The organism is Clostridium sp. AM29-11AC (genome assembly GCF_003480545.1).
GTDB lineage: Bacteria > Bacillota > Clostridia > Lachnospirales > Lachnospiraceae > Otoolea > Otoolea saccharolyticum_A.
This window is the reverse complement of record NZ_QUJI01000009.1, coordinates 1-16,261: the sequence shown is the minus strand read 5'-3', so window position 1 is coordinate 16,261 and position 16,261 is coordinate 1. Positions and strand designations below refer to the sequence as shown.

The following is a 16,261-nucleotide window of genomic DNA, read 5'->3' as shown; positions in this document are numbered from 1 at the left end:
TCTTATTTTGCAGCCTCTGCCTGCTGCCTGTGCGGCCTTGCCCGCCTCTCCGGCGCCGGCCGCCCTGCATACCTGTTACATCTGTTTTCTGACAATCAGGTATTCGTCATTCATATGATAGTAAGGACACTCGAATTTCCGGCTGCCCAGGAAGGCTGCCATCTCGTCCTCATCCAGATCCGCCTCGCAGACATAATAGCCGTAATCCTCATCATAAACGTAATTGCTGCAGGTTTCGCAGCTCACCGCCTGTGTCCTCCTGCCTGCGCCCTTCCCTGAATGAAACGGCATTTTATCACCTCCCCGGACTTCCTAAATTAAAAAGAGCAGTCAGTGTACAGCTCCTGAGTTTTTCCTCTGCAGAGCCCGCTTAAAAACTCCTGCAAAGAAAAAGCCCTCTGCATGTCTCCATGCAAAGGGCGAATCATCGCGGTACCACCTTTGTTCTGCCGCAGTTATCCTGCAGCAATCTCCTTTTCCGGTAACGGCGGAATTCCCGTGAACCTCTACTCCTCTGTCTTCCGCATTCTGCAGAAAACCGTTCAAGGTTCCGGCTCAAAAGCTACCTTCAGCAGCCGCTTCCCGGAACAGTCTTTCAGCCGGTGAACCGTTCTCTCTGGCGGGGCATCTCTCTGCCTACTCCTCTTTTTCTCAGCCTTTTTCCTATATCCTGCACTCCTGCCCTCTTTCAGAGGGCCTGTGACAGGCTATAGGTAATAATATAGTTGTTTTAGAAAAAATTGTCAAGCAGGGGCTGACACTTTTTTATCTACCCGGCTGTCCGGCCGTCCCTCTCTGTCTTTCTAGCGGATCCAGACTCCGTTCTCATCCACTCGGTAGCCGTCCGGCGTCGTCCCTCCGGTAAACAGGGCACCATTTTCGTCCACATAGTACCACATTCCATTTGTCTCCACCCAGCGGCTTGTGGCCAGCCCGCCGCTTGACCGAAAGTAGTACCAGATTCCGTCAATCTGATACCAGCCGCTGCTGACCATATAGGTATCCTGCTTAAAGCAGTAGATTTCCCCGTTGATTTTCAGGCACTCACCGGCGGCATAGGAGCCGTCCGTCTTCACGAAGCGCCATCCGGAAGCGTCCTGTACCCAGCGGCAGTGTCCCGATGTACCTGCAGGGCCTGAGGTGCTTCCTGAACCTCCGGGGCCTGACGTTCCCCCGGTCTGTGTTCCAGAAGTTCCGGTTTCTCCGGCCTGTGAGAGGGAAAAGCCATAGTCAAGGAGAGCTTTTGTATCTGCGTAATGGGTCTGCCTGCTCTTTAAGATAACGGCAATGAGTCTGGTGCCGTTTCTCTCAACGCAGGTCACCAGCGTGTTTCCCGCAAGAGAGGTATAGCCCGTCTTTCCTCCCACAATTCCCTCATAGTAATACTCCTTATTGTTGGGGTTTACCATCTTGTGTCCCATGGTGAGCTTTCTCACAGAGGGGACGCTTGCAGTGGCAGGGAAATCATAGTTCACGGTAGATGCAATCCTGCAGAGGGTGGGATTTTCAAAGGCCGCCTCTGCGATCAGAGCCATATCCCTGGCAGTTGTGTAGTGGTTGGGATCATTGAGTCCGTTGGGATTGACAAAATGCGTCCCCGTGCAGCCCAGGGATGCGGCTTTCTGGTTCATCAGGTCTGCAAAAGAGCTCACACTTCCGGACACATGCTCTGCCAGCCCGTTGGCAATCTCATTGGCCGATTTCAGAAGGAGGCCGTAGAGGCACTGCTCAACGGTAAACTGATCTCCCGCCTTGACGCCGAGGGTCACGGCCCCGGACTCCAGGTTGGTGACAGCGCTCTGGGAAAAGGTTACCGTATCGCTCAGACTGCAGTGCTCCAGAACCAGAAGGGCCGTCATCAGCTTGGTGATGCTGGCCGGATAATGCTGGGCATCTGCATTTTTTTCATACAGAACCCTGTCATGGGTGGCATCGTAGAGAACTGCTGCGTCTGATTTTATCTGGGGAACTGCTGTCTGCCCCGCTTCCTGAGTATTCTGGGCCGTTCCCTGGCCGTTCAGATACTCATTGCTCCCCTCCTCTGTAGAAAACTCCGCGGTCAGAGCCGGAAGCCTGGAGGGACTGCCGCCTGTCTGCGCCTGCACAGAGCCTGAGCCGTCCGGCGGAATGGTCACCGCCCCCAGCGAAACGCCTGAAGTCATCAGACAGAGCGCCATGGCAAGTCCCGCCGCCCTCATTCTGCAATTTCTGTATTTTTTAAATCTCATGGTCTCTTCTCCTTGCCGCCAGGCAAAATTTCAATCATCCTGTGCCGGTCAACCCCGCCGCCTCTCTGCCTTATGCTCTGTCTGTGCCGCCTTTTTACGGCCCTGAAAGCGCACTTAATTCTGCCCTGGAGTTCAGAAAGTCAAACTGTAATGATTCTGCCATCTCCACTGACGTCACGATGGGACCGCTCGCCAAATACCTGCTCTGCAGCCATTCTACCTTATTTTCCCTCTCAATGCAATCGGCTCACGCCTGCAAATTATTACAATTTTATTACAGCAGATTTGCACACATCCACCCATCCCCGGCTCCCGGACAGGCTCACAAGCTCCTCCGGAGACAGCCTGACTGCACTGTTTGCACTCCCGGCTGCCGGATAGACAGTGTCAAACCGCTTTAAAGACTCGTCCAGATAGACCGATGTTCCGTCCGTCACGGCGAAGGGGCAGACACCGCCGGCCCCATGGCCGATAAGCTCCTCCACCTGCTCAGGCGGAATCATTTTGGCCTTGGTGTGAAACTGAGCCTTAAACTTTGGATTGTCAATCTTCATATCTCCCGCCGTCACCACCAGAACAGGCCCGTCTCCTGTCAGGAAAGACATGGTCTTTGCAATTCTGGCCGGCTCGCAGCCTACCGCCTGTGCCGCCAGCTCCACAGTAGCGCTGGATACGTCAAATTCCAGAACCCTGTCCTCCATGCCCCTCTCTCTCATAAATTCTCTCACCCGGTTAATGGACATTTTCTTTTCCTCCCTTGTTCGCTCTCAGCAAAATCTTTCCGCCCTGTCCCAGTCCCCGGACATATTGGCAGAAGATGCGCTCTCTTTTCTCCCAGCTTCCTCGGAAATTCCTGCTGTACAGCCCAAGCGCCGGATACCGGATAGCTTCCTCCCTGCAGGCGGTCGGCAGCCATCCGGTGTCCGGCGCTGTTATAGAGGCTGCTTTGGCATTCTGTTTTTGCAGCTACAGATATTTCTTTCTCAGATCAGCTGCGCTCTCCGGGGAGAGGTATGCAGGCGCAATGTCAAAGACTGTCCTGCAGCCCTTCTGGCCCTCCCTGCTCAGCCTGTATGCAGCTCTCGCATAAGCTACGATCACGGAGGAGGTGAATTCCGGATTAGAATCCAGCTTTAAGCTGTACTCAATCACATGGCTGTTTTCCTCATTCCATCCTGTCTTTCCGCTTCTGAGCACAAAGCCTCCGTGAGGAAGACCCTTGTGGTCGCGCAGAAGCTCCTCCTCCGTAATAAAGTGAACCGTCGTGTCATACTCGTCAAAATAGTTCTTCATCGTCTTGATCTCGTGCTCGATTCTGGCCAGATCAGCGCCCTCCTCAGCTACGACGAAGCACTCTCTGGTGTGCTTTTCTCTGGTAGTAAGCTCAGGATTTTTTCCTGCGCGCACTGCCTCAAGAGCGCTGTCCACAGGAATTGTATACTGTCTGGCATCCTTCACGCCCTCAATTCTTCTGACAGCGTCTGAATGGCCCTGGCTGACTCCCCTTCCCCAGAAGGTATAGTTGCTTCCCTGGGGAAGAATGGCTGTGGCATACAGCCGGTTTAATGAGAACATTCCCGGATCCCAGCCCACTGAGATAATTCCCACATGACCGCTCTCAGAGGCAGCCCTGTCCACTGCATCGAAATGCTGCGGAATATTGGCGTGTGTGTCAAAGCTGTCTACCACGTTGAACCATCTGGCAAATTCCGGAGTCTGAACCGGCAGATCCGTAGCGCTTCCGCCGCAGAGGATCAGGACATCGATCTCATCCTTTAATTTCTCTGCCTCATCCACATGGCAGACCTTTACTCCCTCTGTCAGCACCTTCACGCTCTCCGGAGGACGGCGTGTGATGACAGCTCTAAGCTCCATATCAGGGTTCTGCTTCACTGCGCACTCCACTCCCCGTCCCAGATTTCCATAGCCAAGAATTCCAATTCGAATGCTCATATGTATCTCCTCTCCTAAAACAAACAAAATAGCATGGCGCGGCAAATTTTCCGCAAAAATGCAAAAAGGGAGTGCTGTAACTCACTCCCTTGTAAGATGTGGATTATTATACACTAACTGGCCTGTGTTTTCAAGCACTTTTTCCATACAGGCTGCGGTTTCTTATGCCTTCACATCTGCAAACACTTCATCCTCCCGTCATCCGATTCCTCCAAACAGGATTCCCAGGACATATACGCCAAAGGTCAGTCCCACAAACAGGTATCTGGTCACAGGTTCAAACCACGCTCCCAGCTTTTTTTCTCTGCCTTTCTGCACCTGTTCCCTGGCAAACCCCTTGGGGCATAGCCAGAAGAACATAATGGCGGCAAGCAGCGCCCCCAGAGGAATCACATAAATGGAGACGGCGTCCATCCACACACTGACCGCATCTGCGCTCTCAATAAAAATCCCAACGGCCGCCGCGCAGAACGCCACCACGGCCACGGCCGCCTTTCTGGAGAGCCCGAGCTGGTCCTGAAGAGCCTCTATAGGCGTTTCAAAGAGGTTCATCAGGGAGGTGACTGCGGCAAACAGCACAGCCACAAAGAAGATCACCGAGAACAGCCGCCCCGCCGGCATCTGGTTGAACACAGCCGGCAGCGTGATGAACATGAGAGGCGGCCCTGCGGCCACATCCAGCCCAAAGGCAAACACGGCCGGAATTACCACCATGCCTGCCAAAAGAGCAGCACAGGTATCAAAAAAGGCCACGTTTCTCGCACAGCTCACCACATCCACATCGTCCTTCAGATAGCTTCCGTACACAATGGTCCCGGAGCCTGCCAGCGACAGGGAGAAGAAGGCCTGCCCCAGCGCGTACACCCATGTCTGTACATTTCCCAAAAGCTCCCAGCGGGGTATAAACAGGTAGCGGTAGCCCTCAGCTGCCCCCGGAAGCGTGGCTACACGAAACAGGAGAATCAGGAAAAACACAAAAAACAGAGGCATCATGAGCTTATTCATCTTTTCTATGCCCCCTGATACGCCGCAGAGCATGATGAGAAAGGTCAGGGCAAGACCCAGAAGATGCCATCCCACACTTCCAAAATTTCCCGACAGGGCACTGAAATAGGCGCCCATATCCTCCACCTGCCCAAGGCTCCCGGAAACTGCGGCAAACAGGTATTTTAAAAACCATCCCACGACCACAGAATAGCCGATGGCAATTCCAAGGGAGCCGAGTACCGGAATCAGGCCGATCAGGCGTCCTCCCCGCTTTCCCCGCATGGCCATAGCCCTGTCAAACGCTCCCGTAGGCCCTGTCTTCATCACGCGGCCAAAAGCCATCTCCCCGATGACTCCTGAAAATCCCAGCAAAATGACAAAAATAAAATACGGAATCAGGAAGGCTGCTCCTCCGTATTTTCCTGCCCGATAGGGAAACATCCAGATATTCCCCATTCCCACTGCCGAACCGACGCAGGCCACGATAAACCCCATTCTGGTTCGGAACTGATCTCTTGATTTATTCTCCTTCATTTCCATACTCTGTATCCTTTCAGAACACTTTCTTTTGTCCGGGAATTATTATACCCCAAAACAGATGGAATGGGAAGGGTACAGCGGGCTAGTCCTCCTGCTCCAGGTCGTCGAACAGATCACTGTCATAGAACTCACGGATGGTCATATTAAAGCCTTCGGCAATTTTTTTAATATTCACAATACCCGGATTCTTGCTTCTGCCATTGATGATGCATTTCAGTGTAGACGGAGGCATCCCGGTCTTATATGCCAGGGCATAAAGCGTCAGACGGTCCCGTTTACGAAGTTCCTCAATTCTCTTTACAGTTGCTTCACAAATCTGCATAAATTCAGCCTCCTTTTTTTACTGGCATTAGTTTATACAATATTCGCGCTCAACTAGGGTGATATATCATCCTTTTGTCAAAGAAGAAAAAATTTTACATGTTTACCGGTAGGTTTCCCAAAATTTGGAAATAAATACTCGATATATTAACCGTTTTTTGTTAATAAGTCAGACTATTTTATAAATTTTTTATATTTATTTTTTCTGAAATTTGTCATCTTCCAGCTGTATCCGCTGTTTTTCTTCTTAACAGCTGCAAAGAGAATCATTTCTTTGAATATTTTTATGTCTGGAAACTTTTCCTGCTTTTTTCAAGACGTCATTCTGCATTGATTCTGAAATAACTGGAAAAAATTGGTAAAACATATGGACTGCTTGCATGTTACCTTCTTTTGGGTTATATTGGATTTATAGGAGGTGATCGTGTGAAAAAATTAATGGGAGCATTGATCTATATCGTCTGTTTTTTTGTGCTATTCACAGTGATATATCGCCTTGCGTTCTGTGAACCTGTGCTTCCCAGAGAAAAAGGATATGCGGCCTTCTGTGCAATGGCTGCCTGCCTGGCAGCTGTGATTTCCGGTCTGGCAGTGGGCTCTGCTGCAGGGATGGAATTTATGTGCAGAAAGTATTTTAAACTGAAAGCAGAAATGAAAAAGAAGATGGAGATGAAAAAAAGTCTGGAGGAACGAAAAAAGAGCGGCAGTGATGATTGACTGTCGCTCTTTTTTCAGCCTATATATGCGCTGTTATACACGGCTTTTTCTGCCCTCTTCTGTTTTTCCAAACAGCAATTCCAGAATTTCCTCTGCCTGAGATTCCCCGTACACACACGCACCCCTCTTCTTCAAGAGGCCGGCGGCAATGCCGTCTGCGGCTGTCACGCTTCCAGAAAAACTTCCATCGTAGATCTCACCGCTTCCGCAGGAAGGGCTTCTCTCCTTAAGAATGGCCAGACAGCAGCCATATTTCTCGAAAAGCCTCAGAGCCTCCCCGGCCCCTCTTACATATTCCTCCGTAACGTCCCGGCCGTCTTTTGTCAAAACTTGACTGCCGCAGATCTCTGCCGGAGTCCGGGGTGTGGGAAGGCCTCCCATCACCTCCGGGCAGACGGGAACGAAAACTGCCCGTTCTTCTCTCAGAAGCCTTTCCCTCCATTTTAAAATGGTTTCATTCCGGTTGGACCCGCCGCTGTACTTACAGTTTTCTCCCAGCAGGCAGGCGCTTACAAGGATATAGTCCATTTTCTCCTCCTTTTTCAGCCCTTCAATGCAAGCCGGCTCTCGTCAGACTTGCAGGCGGCCCGGTTTTTGAAAAGCTGCGCTGTCTTATGACGCTGCAAACTGGCTGTTGTAAAGCTCCCAGTAGAAGCCTTTCTTTTCCAGCAGTTCCTCATGCCGCCCCTGTTCGATCACCCTGCCGTCTTTCATCACAAGGATCCGATCGGCAGTCCGGATGGTGGAGAGGCGGTGGGCTACAATAAAGCTGGTGCGTCCTTCCATCATCCGCTCAAAGGCCTCCTGTACCATCAGCTCCGTTCTCGTATCGATGGAGGAGGTGGCCTCGTCCAGTATGAGCATAGGCGGGCGGCAGAGCATCACGCGGGCAATGCACAGAAGCTGCTTCTGGCCCTGGGACAGGTTTCCTCCGTCCTCTGAGATACCTGTGTCATAGCCATCCTTCATCTTTTCAATAAAGCTGTGAGCGTGGGCCTTTTTCGCCGCCTCCACAATCTCCTCCATAGATGCATCGGGACGCCCGTAGGCGATATTTTCCCGGATAGTGGCTGATTTCAGCCATGTTTCCTGGAGCACCATTCCATAGGACGCGCGAAGGCTTTTTCTGGTCAGGCCTCTTATGTCGCAGCCGTCCACCTGAATGCTCCCTCCGTCCACATCGTAAAAGCGCATCAGAAGATTAATTACAGTGCTCTTTCCGCAGCCTGTGGGCCCTACAATAGCGATCCTGCTGCCAGGCTCCACCGACAGATTCAGCTCTTCAATCAGCTTCACCTCCTGATTGTATGAGAAGGAAACATCGGAAAGCTCCACCCGCCCCTCTGCGTGTGCCAGCTCCTTTGCCTCTTCCGGCTCCGGTGTCTGAGGTCTTTCATCCATCAGGTCAAAAACCCGGGCCGAAGACGCCAGCGCATTCTGAAGCTCTGTGGCCACGCCGGAAATCTCGTTAAACGGCTTTGTATACTGGTTGGCATAGTTCAGAAAGGAGGTGAGCTGGCCCACGCTCAGGTACCCGTGAATGGCAGCTGCCGCCCCCGTGATTCCCACGCTTGCATAGACAAGGCCGTTGACAAAACGGGTAGCCGGGTTGGTGATGGAGGAAAAGAAGGTAGCCTTCAGGCTGCACGCCTCCAGCCTTTTGTTGATCCGATCAAATCTCTCCTGCGCCCTGGCCTCGTAGGAAAAAGCCTGAACCACCTTCTCATTTTCCACAATCTCATTAATCAGGGACGTCATCTCACCTCTGGCCTCTGACTGATCCTTAAACATGTGGAAGGTCTTTTTCGCAATATAGCTGGCCACAAACAGAGATAAGGGCGTTACCAGGACAACCACCAGTGCAATCACCGGATTGATGTAGAACATGAAAGCCAGCGTCCCCAGAATCGTGAGCACCCCTGAAAAAAGCTGGGTAAAGCCCATCAGCAGGCCGTCTGAGAACTGATCCACATCCGTAATAATCCGGCTCAGAATATCCCCGTACTGATGGCTGTCGATATAGCGCAGGGGAAGGGATTCCAGATGGTTGAAAGCCCTCGTCCTGATGTCCATGGCCACCCGGTAGGTGATATGGTTGTTGATGGCATTCATCAGCCACTGGGCCGCAGAGGTAGACGCAATCACCACAACCATTACCCGGAAAATCCGAAACAGTCCCGGAAAATCCACCTGTCCCTTTCCCACAATCAGATCCACCGCATCGCCGATGAGGATGGGGATGTAAAGAGTCAGAGCCACTGTCACTGCTGCCAGAACCAGGGAAAAGAGCACCAGCAGGCGGTATGCGCCGATGTAGGACAGCACTCTCTTTACCGTGTCCCTTTTATAGTTTCCCTCCGCTTCCCTCTTCTTTTTTCCTGTTTCCTTTTCCATCGCTTTCTCCTCTGCCGCCTCCGCTTTCACTGTCTGCCTTTCCGGCATCTGCTTTCCGGATGGCTGCTCTGCCGGCTGCCTCGCTGCCGCATGGTTTTCTGTAGCATGCTGTTTTGCCATATCTTTTTCCGTCATCAGCGGGCCTCCTCTCTCGAGAGCTGGGACAGACAAATTTCACGGTAAACGCTGCATCTCTCAAACAGCTCCTCGTGAGTTCCTTTTCCCGCCAGCCTTCCGTCATCCAGCACCAGAATCTGATCTGCATGGCGGATGGCAGACGCCCTCTGGGAAACAATAAACACCGTCATCTTCTGCGTCTGCTCTCTCAGAGCCTTTCTGAGCCTTGCGTCCGTGGCAAAATCGAGAGCTGAAGCACTGTCGTCCAGGATCAGGATCTCCGGCTTTTTTACCAGAGCTCTGGCAATGGTCAGCCTCTGGCGCTGGCCTCCTGAGAAATTCTTTCCTCCCTGCAGCACCATGGCGTCAAGGCCGCCTTCCCTGCCCATGACCACATCGAGGGCCTGGGCCGTTTTAAGGGCCTCCCAGATCTCTTCATCTGAGGCGCCCTCTTTGCCCCAGCGCATATTGTCCCGGATCGTGCCCTTAAAGAGCACCGCCTTCTGAGGAACTACGCCGATTCTGTCTCTCAGCTCCCGGAGAGAATAAGACCTCACATCCTCTCCTGCCACCATCACCTGTCCCTTTGCAGCGTCATAAAACCTGGGGATCAGGTTTACAAGAGTAGATTTTCCGGCTCCTGTGCCTCCGATCACGCCGATAGTTTCTCCAAATGCAGCGTCAAAACTGATATCCGTGAGAGAGGCTGCCTTCGCTCCCTTGTAGGAAAAGCTCACATTTTTAAAGGATACGACCGGCTCACTGCCCGGTTTTCGTTTTCCCCCGGCCGTATCAGGGATACTGCTGTGAAGCTCAAACACACTGCTGATGCGTCCGGCGCAGGCAAAGGCTTTTGTCATGGAAATAATCAGATTCGCCAGCTTGATAAGCTCCACAAGGATCTGGGACATATAGTTTACCAGGGCAACCACCTCTCCCTGGGGAATTTCTCCCTTGTCTGCCTGCCCTGCACCTGTATAAATCAGAACTACTATGGCAAGGTTAATAATTACATAAGTGACGGGATTCAAAAGCGCGGAAATTCTCCCCACAAAGATCTGGAAGCGGATCAGCTGATCCCCCTCTTCCTTAAATTCCCGCATCTCATCCTGCTCTCTGTTAAAGGCCCGTATCACTCTCACGCCGGTCAGGTTCTCCCTTGTAATCTGCATAACCCGGTCCAGCTGATGCTGCACCTTCCGGTAGAGGGGCATACTGATCAGCATAATTCCAAAGACCACCAGAGAGAGCAGAGGAATGGTCACCACAAAGACAAGGGCAGACTTAAAGTCAATGGTGAAGGCCATAATCATCGCGCCAAACACAATAAACGGTGATCGCAGAAACAGGCGCAGCGTCAGGTTGACGCCTGACTGAACCTGATTGATGTCACTGGTCATCCTGGTGATCAGCGTGGCTGTCCCCTGGGTATCCAGCTCTGTGTAGGAGAGCTGATTGATATGGCGGAAGAGATCGCTTCTCACCCCTGTTCCGAAGCCGGCTGCAGCCTTGGCCGCGAAATACTGTGCAGTCAGGGAACAGGCCAGCCCGATCACGCCCAGGAGCACCAGCACGGCGCCCATCTTCAGAATATAGGCCAGATCCTGCTCCCTGATTCCCGTGTCTATGATCTTTGCCATGACAAGGGGCACAAACAGCTCGAAGCTGGCCTCCAGCATTTTAAATAGCGGGGCCAGCACAGCTTCCTTTTTATATTGCTTTAAATACTTAAGTAGTTTTTTCATCTCGTTCCTCTGTGCCAGCAGTCTGCCCTTCTCCCTGCAGAGTCCGGCATTCCTGCTGTCTGTTAACCTTGGGGCCGTCTGCATTTGAGTTGTTATTTTTCCGACCTCATGGTAATATTATGTTACAATATTTAGCGGATTCTCCCGGCTGTGCCTGAGGCAAAGAAGCTGCGCTCTGCCGCGCAGGTCTCTCTGTTTTTTCGCAGCCAAAGAATTTTCGCGGGGAGTGTTTATGATTTATTTTCTGGTACACTGCAAACAGATTTATGACAAGTTTGTGAAGGATGAGATTACCGTATACGCTGCGCAGGCGTCCTTTTTTATTGTCCTGTCATCCGTCCCGTTTATTATCCTGCTGCTGACTGTGCTTCAGTTCGTTCCGGCTGTGCAGCAGTCTGACTTTCTGTATCTGCTGTCACGGCTGCTGCCCATAGAGGTACAGCCCCTGGTCTATACCATTGTGGATGAGATTTACTCCAAATCCTCGGCAGCCCTCCTCTCCGTCTCCTCCATCACAACCCTGTGGTCCGCCTCCAGGGGGATGCTGGGAATTGAGAAGGGACTTAACAGGATTGCCGGCTCTCCCAGAAGGAGAGGCTACGTCATCAGCCGGATCATCAACTCAGGCTACACCATTGTGTTTATGGCGGTCTGCATTCTGTCCCTGGTCCTGCTGGTATTCGGTACAGTTATCCAGAATCTTATATTCAAGATTCTGCCCTTTCTTCAGGGACTGTCTCCTTACCTGATCAGCCTGCGTTCCATGCTGGCGCTGGTAATCCTGGTAGTCTTTTTTATGGGGCTGTACACCTTTCTTCCTTACGAGAGGCAGAGGCTCAGATGCCAGCTTCCGGGAGCCGTGTTTTCCACCCTCTGCTGGATCCTGTTTTCCTATGCCTCCTCCCTCTATTTTAAATATTTTTCCAGCTTTTCCACCATGTACGGAAGCCTCGCCAGCCTTGCCGTCCTGATGCTCTGGCTGTATTTCTGTATCTGCATCCTGTTCCTGGGGGCAGAGATCAACTGCCATCTGACAGCCCTTGGCCGATACCGCGTCTGCCGGCGTCCATAGTCTTTCTCCTGCCGGTTCTGGAAATGCTCTCAGAGCCGGCAATTTTTTACTGGTACCGTTCCCTCAGATATTCAATATAGTAATCAGGGTTAAAGTCCTCCCCGGTCACATCCTTTAAAATCTGGCGGCTGGTTTTCAGCTTTCCGTACTGGTGGATACTGCCGCGCAGGTACTCACGGATTACGCCGATATTTCCCTCTCTCAGCAGGCCGTCGAAATCCATAACCTTTTTCATATGGTGATAGAACTGAGCGCCAAAGGCATTGCCCAGGGCATAGGACGGGAAATAGCCGAAGGAACCCTGTGACCAGTGAATGTCCTGAAGAATCCCTTCTCCGTCATCCTCAGGGCGCACGCCCAGGTATTCCTCATACTTCTGGTTCCACAGCTCGGGAAGACTGTCGATGTCTGCATCTTCCTCTATCATCAGTTTCTCTATCTCATAGCGCACCATCACATGGAGACAGTAGGAAAGCTCATCGGCTTCTGTGCGGATCAGACCCGGAACTGTGCGGTTCACAGCCGCAAGGAATGCATCAAGGCTCACAGAGGCGAGGGGCTCCCCAAAAATCTCCTGAATTTTCCCATAGATCGGCTCCCAGAAATTTCTGTTTCTCCCGATAATGTTCTCAAAAAAGCGGGACTGGGACTCATGCATTCCCATGGAAGCCCCCTGGCCGACAGGCGTCTGTGTCAGGTCGTCGCGGATTCCCAGCTCATAGATTGCATGGCCCGACTCATGAATCACAGAGAAAATGGAAGAATCGATCCGATCGTTATAGTGGGTGGTAATCCTCACATCATGATTGTGGAGATTTGTGGTAAACGGATGGGCGCTGACTGCCATCACTCCGCGGCCAAAGTCAAAGCCCACATATTCTGCCAGAAAGCGTGCCGCTCTCTCCTGCTGCTCCTCTGTGTAGGGGCCTGTAAGAAAGCTGTCGTCAATCGTTTCCGAGCGCTTTGCGGACTCTTTTAAAAGCGGCACAACTCCCTCCTTCACCACAGCGAAAAATTCATCCAGCTCCTTCATTCCGAAATCTTTCTCGTAATTGTTTAACATCACATCATAGAGCTTCTGTCCCTTTTTCGCCCTGTAGGAGGCAAAACGCTTCTGATAGTCCACAATCTCCTTTAAAACGGGAGCAAACAGGTCAAAGCGCTTCTTCTTTCTGGCATCTGCCCAGATACCGGTTGCCCTGGCTGTCAGCTCTGCAAATTTTCTGTACTCGCCGGCCGGAATGCCCTGGAGCTTTTCAAGCTCCTCCTCCACCTCCCTTACAACAGCTCTCTGAGTCTGTGTGAGAAGCTCCTCCTCTTTACGGCACTGCTTCAGCAGCTTTTTCACCGTCTCCCCTGTGATGATGTCCAGGTACTGTCCGGACAGAGAACCTATCACCCTGGCAGTGCGCTCAGCGGCCTCCCTGGGAGCAAGCGTTTCATTGTCCCACTCAAACAGAATCATGGCAGTCTGCACTGCCATGGCCTTCTCAAGCTGTTCCTCCAGTTTTGCAAATGACTGGCTCATGGACTTGTTTATCGGTTCATTCATATATGTTCCTCCATTCTGTTTTATAGCTTTAAGCGCGGCCGTTATCCCTGCCAAACCCGGCTCTTTCCCGCGCCTTTATAGTATGGACAGCCCTGCTGCTTTTTTTATCTGAGTTTATCGGAAATCCAGATTTTTTCATTTATTTTGCTTTATGCCGTCTTATTACTATTAATAGTAATATAGAACGGAAAATTTTTCAATCATTACCGAAGTGGTTTGCTGTTGAGGGCAGCCGTATACCTGTTTTAATCTCTGCCGGAAGGGCTGCGGCGTTCTAAATGAAACAGGGGCAGACCGCCTGCTTTTCCTGCAGCTGATCTGCCCCTGTTTCATTTTCAAATTCAATCGTTCACCCTCGGTCTTTTCTTTCATTCCCTCCTGCATTCTGCAGAAGCTTTCGCTCTGCCCGTTTAGTGGCAGTCTAAAAATACTTCTTAGAACCCCAGAGATTACTCTTTTTTAAATCCAGGTATTCATTGTAGGCCTTCTCAAGGATCTGCTTTTCATTGGAAAACTTAAGCAGATGATAGGCTTCATAAAATTTGTAATAACCCGAATCCACAAAATACTCTTCCCGCTGTGGTTTACTGTAGTAGCTGTCCGCCATCATCAGATACCAGTGCACGTCCTTCTCCACGGTATCGTGAGGAGTGTTGAAGGTGTACTGACTTTTCCCGATATACTTGATGATCGAAGCGCTGACTCCCGTTTCCTCCCTGACTTCCCTGAGGGCCGTTTCCTTAAACTCCTCCCCCGGCTCTACAGTTCCCTTTGGCAAAACCCATCCCTCATACTTGTTTTTGTAGTTTTTATACAGAACAAGAATTTTACCTCGAAAAATAACCACACCGCCGCAGCTCGTTGCTTCAATCATTGCAATCCCTCCTGGTGTGTTTCTCTAACTGATTGTAGTATACCGCTTTTTCAGACAATGTGCAAGACGGAGGCTGAAATGTTACACAGGGCCTGTGACAAAATCATCTTTTTCTTGCCCGGCATCCTGTTTCATGGTATATTGACTGCGGAGCGGTCAATATACCTGCGCATACCGGTTTCAGCATTCACTGCTGAAAGCCGGGCGCTAAATTCCGCCGGAGACCCGGCGCCCGAAGGGAGCCAAAACACCACTGCGGCATGCATTTGACGAGCGGTCCCATCGAGACGTCAGTCGGGATGGGATATTGCACTGGTAATTTTCCCATAGGGATCATTTTTTAGTCTTATTTGATTTAATCTGATAAGTTTTTAGTCTTTTATCATACAAAATTGTTCCGTTTCTTGCTGGAGGTGCGTCCGGCATCTGCGCGGAAAATGGAATACGGCTCAGAAAGGATGGAAATTCTATGAAACATGAATCTTTATCTTACATACAGGAAGCAGTGAAAAAACATGAGAAAGAAGCGGCTGCCCTCAGCGATCATCTGGCCGCCAACCCGGAGGTGGCGTACGAGGAGTTCAATTCCAGCCGTGCGATGGCTGACCTTCTCAAACAGGCGGGCTTTCAGGTTACATACCCTTTCGCCGGATATGATACGGCCTTCTGCGGCGTTCTGGACAACGGGGACGGCCCCTCTGTGGCGATTTTAACCGAGTATGACGCACTTCCCGGCATCGGACATGGCTGCGGGCACAACCTCCACGGCTCTCTGTCTATTCTGACAGGCCTTACGCTGATGGAGCTGAAGGAGCATTTCAGGGGAAAGGTTTATGTAGTGGGGACCCCCGCCGAAGAGGCAAGCGGTGCAAAGATCACCATGGCTTCCGACGGCATCTTCGATGAGATGGATTTAGCCGTCATGATGCACAGCGGCCCGGGAGGAGTCTGCATGCCCAACACAGACTCCATGAGCCTTCGCGGCTGCATCATCGAATTTTTCGGACAGACCGCCCATGCGGCAGCCTGCCCCTGGCAGGGAAGAAGCGCTCTTGCGGCAGCCCGAAAATTTCTCGACCTCGTGGATGCTAGGCGGGAGTGCTTTACCCCCGATATACGTGTAAATGCAGTAATTCTTGACGGCGGCCTTGTCCCGAATGTCATTCCGGACTATGCGAAGGTTAAAATGGAATTTCGGACCTCCTCTATGAGGCGTCTGGAGGACGTGGACGATATCATCCGCAAATGCGCCAGAGGCGCGGCCATCGCTCTTGACTGTGAAGTGAAATTAGACTTCCCATATCCTGATTATGCTGATGTGGTAAGAAATACCCCACTGGAAAATGAAATATCGGAGCTGCTCTCAGAGCTTGGATTCAAGGTGGAGCCGGTAGGACCGGCCACAGGCTCATCCGATGTGGGAAATGTAAGTTACCGCTGCCCCACCATCCAGCCTCAGCTGGCTATCACCGATGAAAACTGCGCCCTGCATACTACAGAATTCTGCGCTACAACACAGACGCCTGCGGCTCACAAGGCTATGGCGAAGGGGGCAGCGGCCATGACGGCTCTCATTCTCAGGGTTTTCAATGACGAGACGTTCAGACGGGATGTCAGGAGAAGTTTTGAGGAGGAGTTGAGGGGGAAGTAGAGGGAAGTCCCTCTAGAAAAATACTGTCAATAGTCGAACCAGTTGAAAAAGGGTAAGCGCTCAATAAAATAATGGCTATCTTCCCATAAGGTATTCCGCTATAGTTGAAG

General features: G+C 51.5%; 14 protein-coding genes and 1 other annotated feature. Of the genes, 3 read left to right on the top strand and 11 right to left on the bottom strand.

The features are described 5' to 3' along the window. Positions 1-75 precede the first annotated feature (75 nt). The 6 genes from DW757_RS08390 to DW757_RS08360 form a co-directional block, all read right to left on the bottom strand. Positions 76-291, bottom strand: coding sequence for a DUF6472 family protein (locus DW757_RS08390; RefSeq protein WP_008396181.1), 216 nt, complete (start codon positions 289-291; stop codon positions 76-78). A 121-nt stretch (positions 292-412) separates the two neighbouring features. Then, positions 413-662: a binding site (T-box leader), on the bottom strand. Positions 663-803: 141 nt separating this feature from the next. After that, positions 804-2,228, bottom strand: coding sequence for a D-alanyl-D-alanine carboxypeptidase family protein (locus tag DW757_RS08380; RefSeq protein ID WP_118751483.1), 1,425 nt, complete (start codon positions 2,226-2,228; stop codon positions 804-806). 263 nt (positions 2,229-2,491) lie between these two features. After that, positions 2,492-2,971 (bottom strand): YbaK/EbsC family protein, encoded by a 480-nt coding sequence (locus DW757_RS08375; RefSeq protein ID WP_118751482.1) that lies wholly within the window; start codon positions 2,969-2,971, stop codon positions 2,492-2,494. A gap of 223 nt (positions 2,972-3,194) precedes the next feature. After that, a complete protein-coding gene (locus DW757_RS08370) occupies positions 3,195-4,181 on the bottom strand; it encodes a diaminopimelate dehydrogenase (protein ID WP_021965632.1) in 987 nt (328 codons plus the stop codon). A gap of 198 nt (positions 4,182-4,379) precedes the next feature. Continuing rightward, a complete protein-coding gene (locus DW757_RS08365; RefSeq protein ID WP_008396187.1) occupies positions 4,380-5,708 on the bottom strand; it encodes a sodium-dependent transporter in 1,329 nt (442 codons plus the stop codon). 82 nt (positions 5,709-5,790) lie between these two features. Beyond that, the gene (locus DW757_RS08360) at positions 5,791-6,030 is read right to left on the bottom strand and encodes a helix-turn-helix transcriptional regulator (RefSeq protein WP_008396188.1); all 240 of its coding nucleotides are present in this window, start codon (positions 6,028-6,030) and stop codon (positions 5,791-5,793) included. 425 nt (positions 6,031-6,455) lie between these two features. Here DW757_RS08360 and DW757_RS08355 point away from each other — a divergent pair, with 425 nt between their 5' ends. Next, positions 6,456-6,746, top strand: a complete 291-nt coding sequence (locus DW757_RS08355) for a hypothetical protein (RefSeq protein WP_021965629.1) — start codon at positions 6,456-6,458, stop codon at positions 6,744-6,746. A 33-nt stretch (positions 6,747-6,779) separates the two neighbouring features. Here the strand turns inward: DW757_RS08355 and DW757_RS08350 are convergent, their stop codons facing one another. From DW757_RS08350 to DW757_RS08340, 3 genes are all read right to left on the bottom strand, one after another. Further along, entirely contained in the window at positions 6,780-7,274 is a 495-nt protein-coding gene (locus DW757_RS08350; RefSeq protein ID WP_008396192.1) for a DUF523 domain-containing protein, read from the bottom strand. Between the two features lie 84 nt (positions 7,275-7,358). Beyond that, positions 7,359-9,140: an ABC transporter ATP-binding protein gene (locus DW757_RS08345; protein WP_182433279.1), complete on the bottom strand. Its 1,782-nt coding sequence runs from the start codon at positions 9,138-9,140 to the stop codon at positions 7,359-7,361. A gap of 134 nt (positions 9,141-9,274) precedes the next feature. Next, on the bottom strand, positions 9,275-11,002 hold the full coding sequence (locus DW757_RS08340; RefSeq protein WP_044930787.1) for an ABC transporter ATP-binding protein: 1,728 nt from the start codon (positions 11,000-11,002) through the stop codon (positions 9,275-9,277). 232 nt (positions 11,003-11,234) lie between these two features. On the opposite strand from DW757_RS08340, the gene DW757_RS08335 reads away from it, so the two are divergent. Continuing rightward, positions 11,235-12,074: a YihY/virulence factor BrkB family protein gene (locus DW757_RS08335; RefSeq protein ID WP_118751480.1), complete on the top strand. Its 840-nt coding sequence runs from the start codon at positions 11,235-11,237 to the stop codon at positions 12,072-12,074. A 46-nt stretch (positions 12,075-12,120) separates the two neighbouring features. Here the strand turns inward: DW757_RS08335 and DW757_RS08330 are convergent, their stop codons facing one another. Together DW757_RS08330 and DW757_RS08320 are read right to left on the bottom strand one after the other, a co-directional pair. After that, positions 12,121-13,626 carry a carboxypeptidase M32 gene (locus DW757_RS08330; RefSeq protein ID WP_347559977.1) on the bottom strand — a complete coding sequence of 502 codons (1,506 nt, stop codon included), beginning with the start codon at positions 13,624-13,626 and terminating at the stop codon, positions 12,121-12,123. Positions 13,627-14,047: 421 nt separating this feature from the next. Then, positions 14,048-14,500 (bottom strand): NUDIX hydrolase, encoded by a 453-nt coding sequence (locus DW757_RS08320; RefSeq protein WP_008396199.1) that lies wholly within the window; start codon positions 14,498-14,500, stop codon positions 14,048-14,050. 469 nt (positions 14,501-14,969) lie between these two features. Here DW757_RS08320 and DW757_RS08310 point away from each other — a divergent pair, with 469 nt between their 5' ends. Continuing rightward, entirely contained in the window at positions 14,970-16,151 is a 1,182-nt protein-coding gene (locus tag DW757_RS08310) for an amidohydrolase (RefSeq protein WP_118751477.1), read from the top strand. The last annotated feature ends 110 nt before the right edge of the window (positions 16,152-16,261 follow it).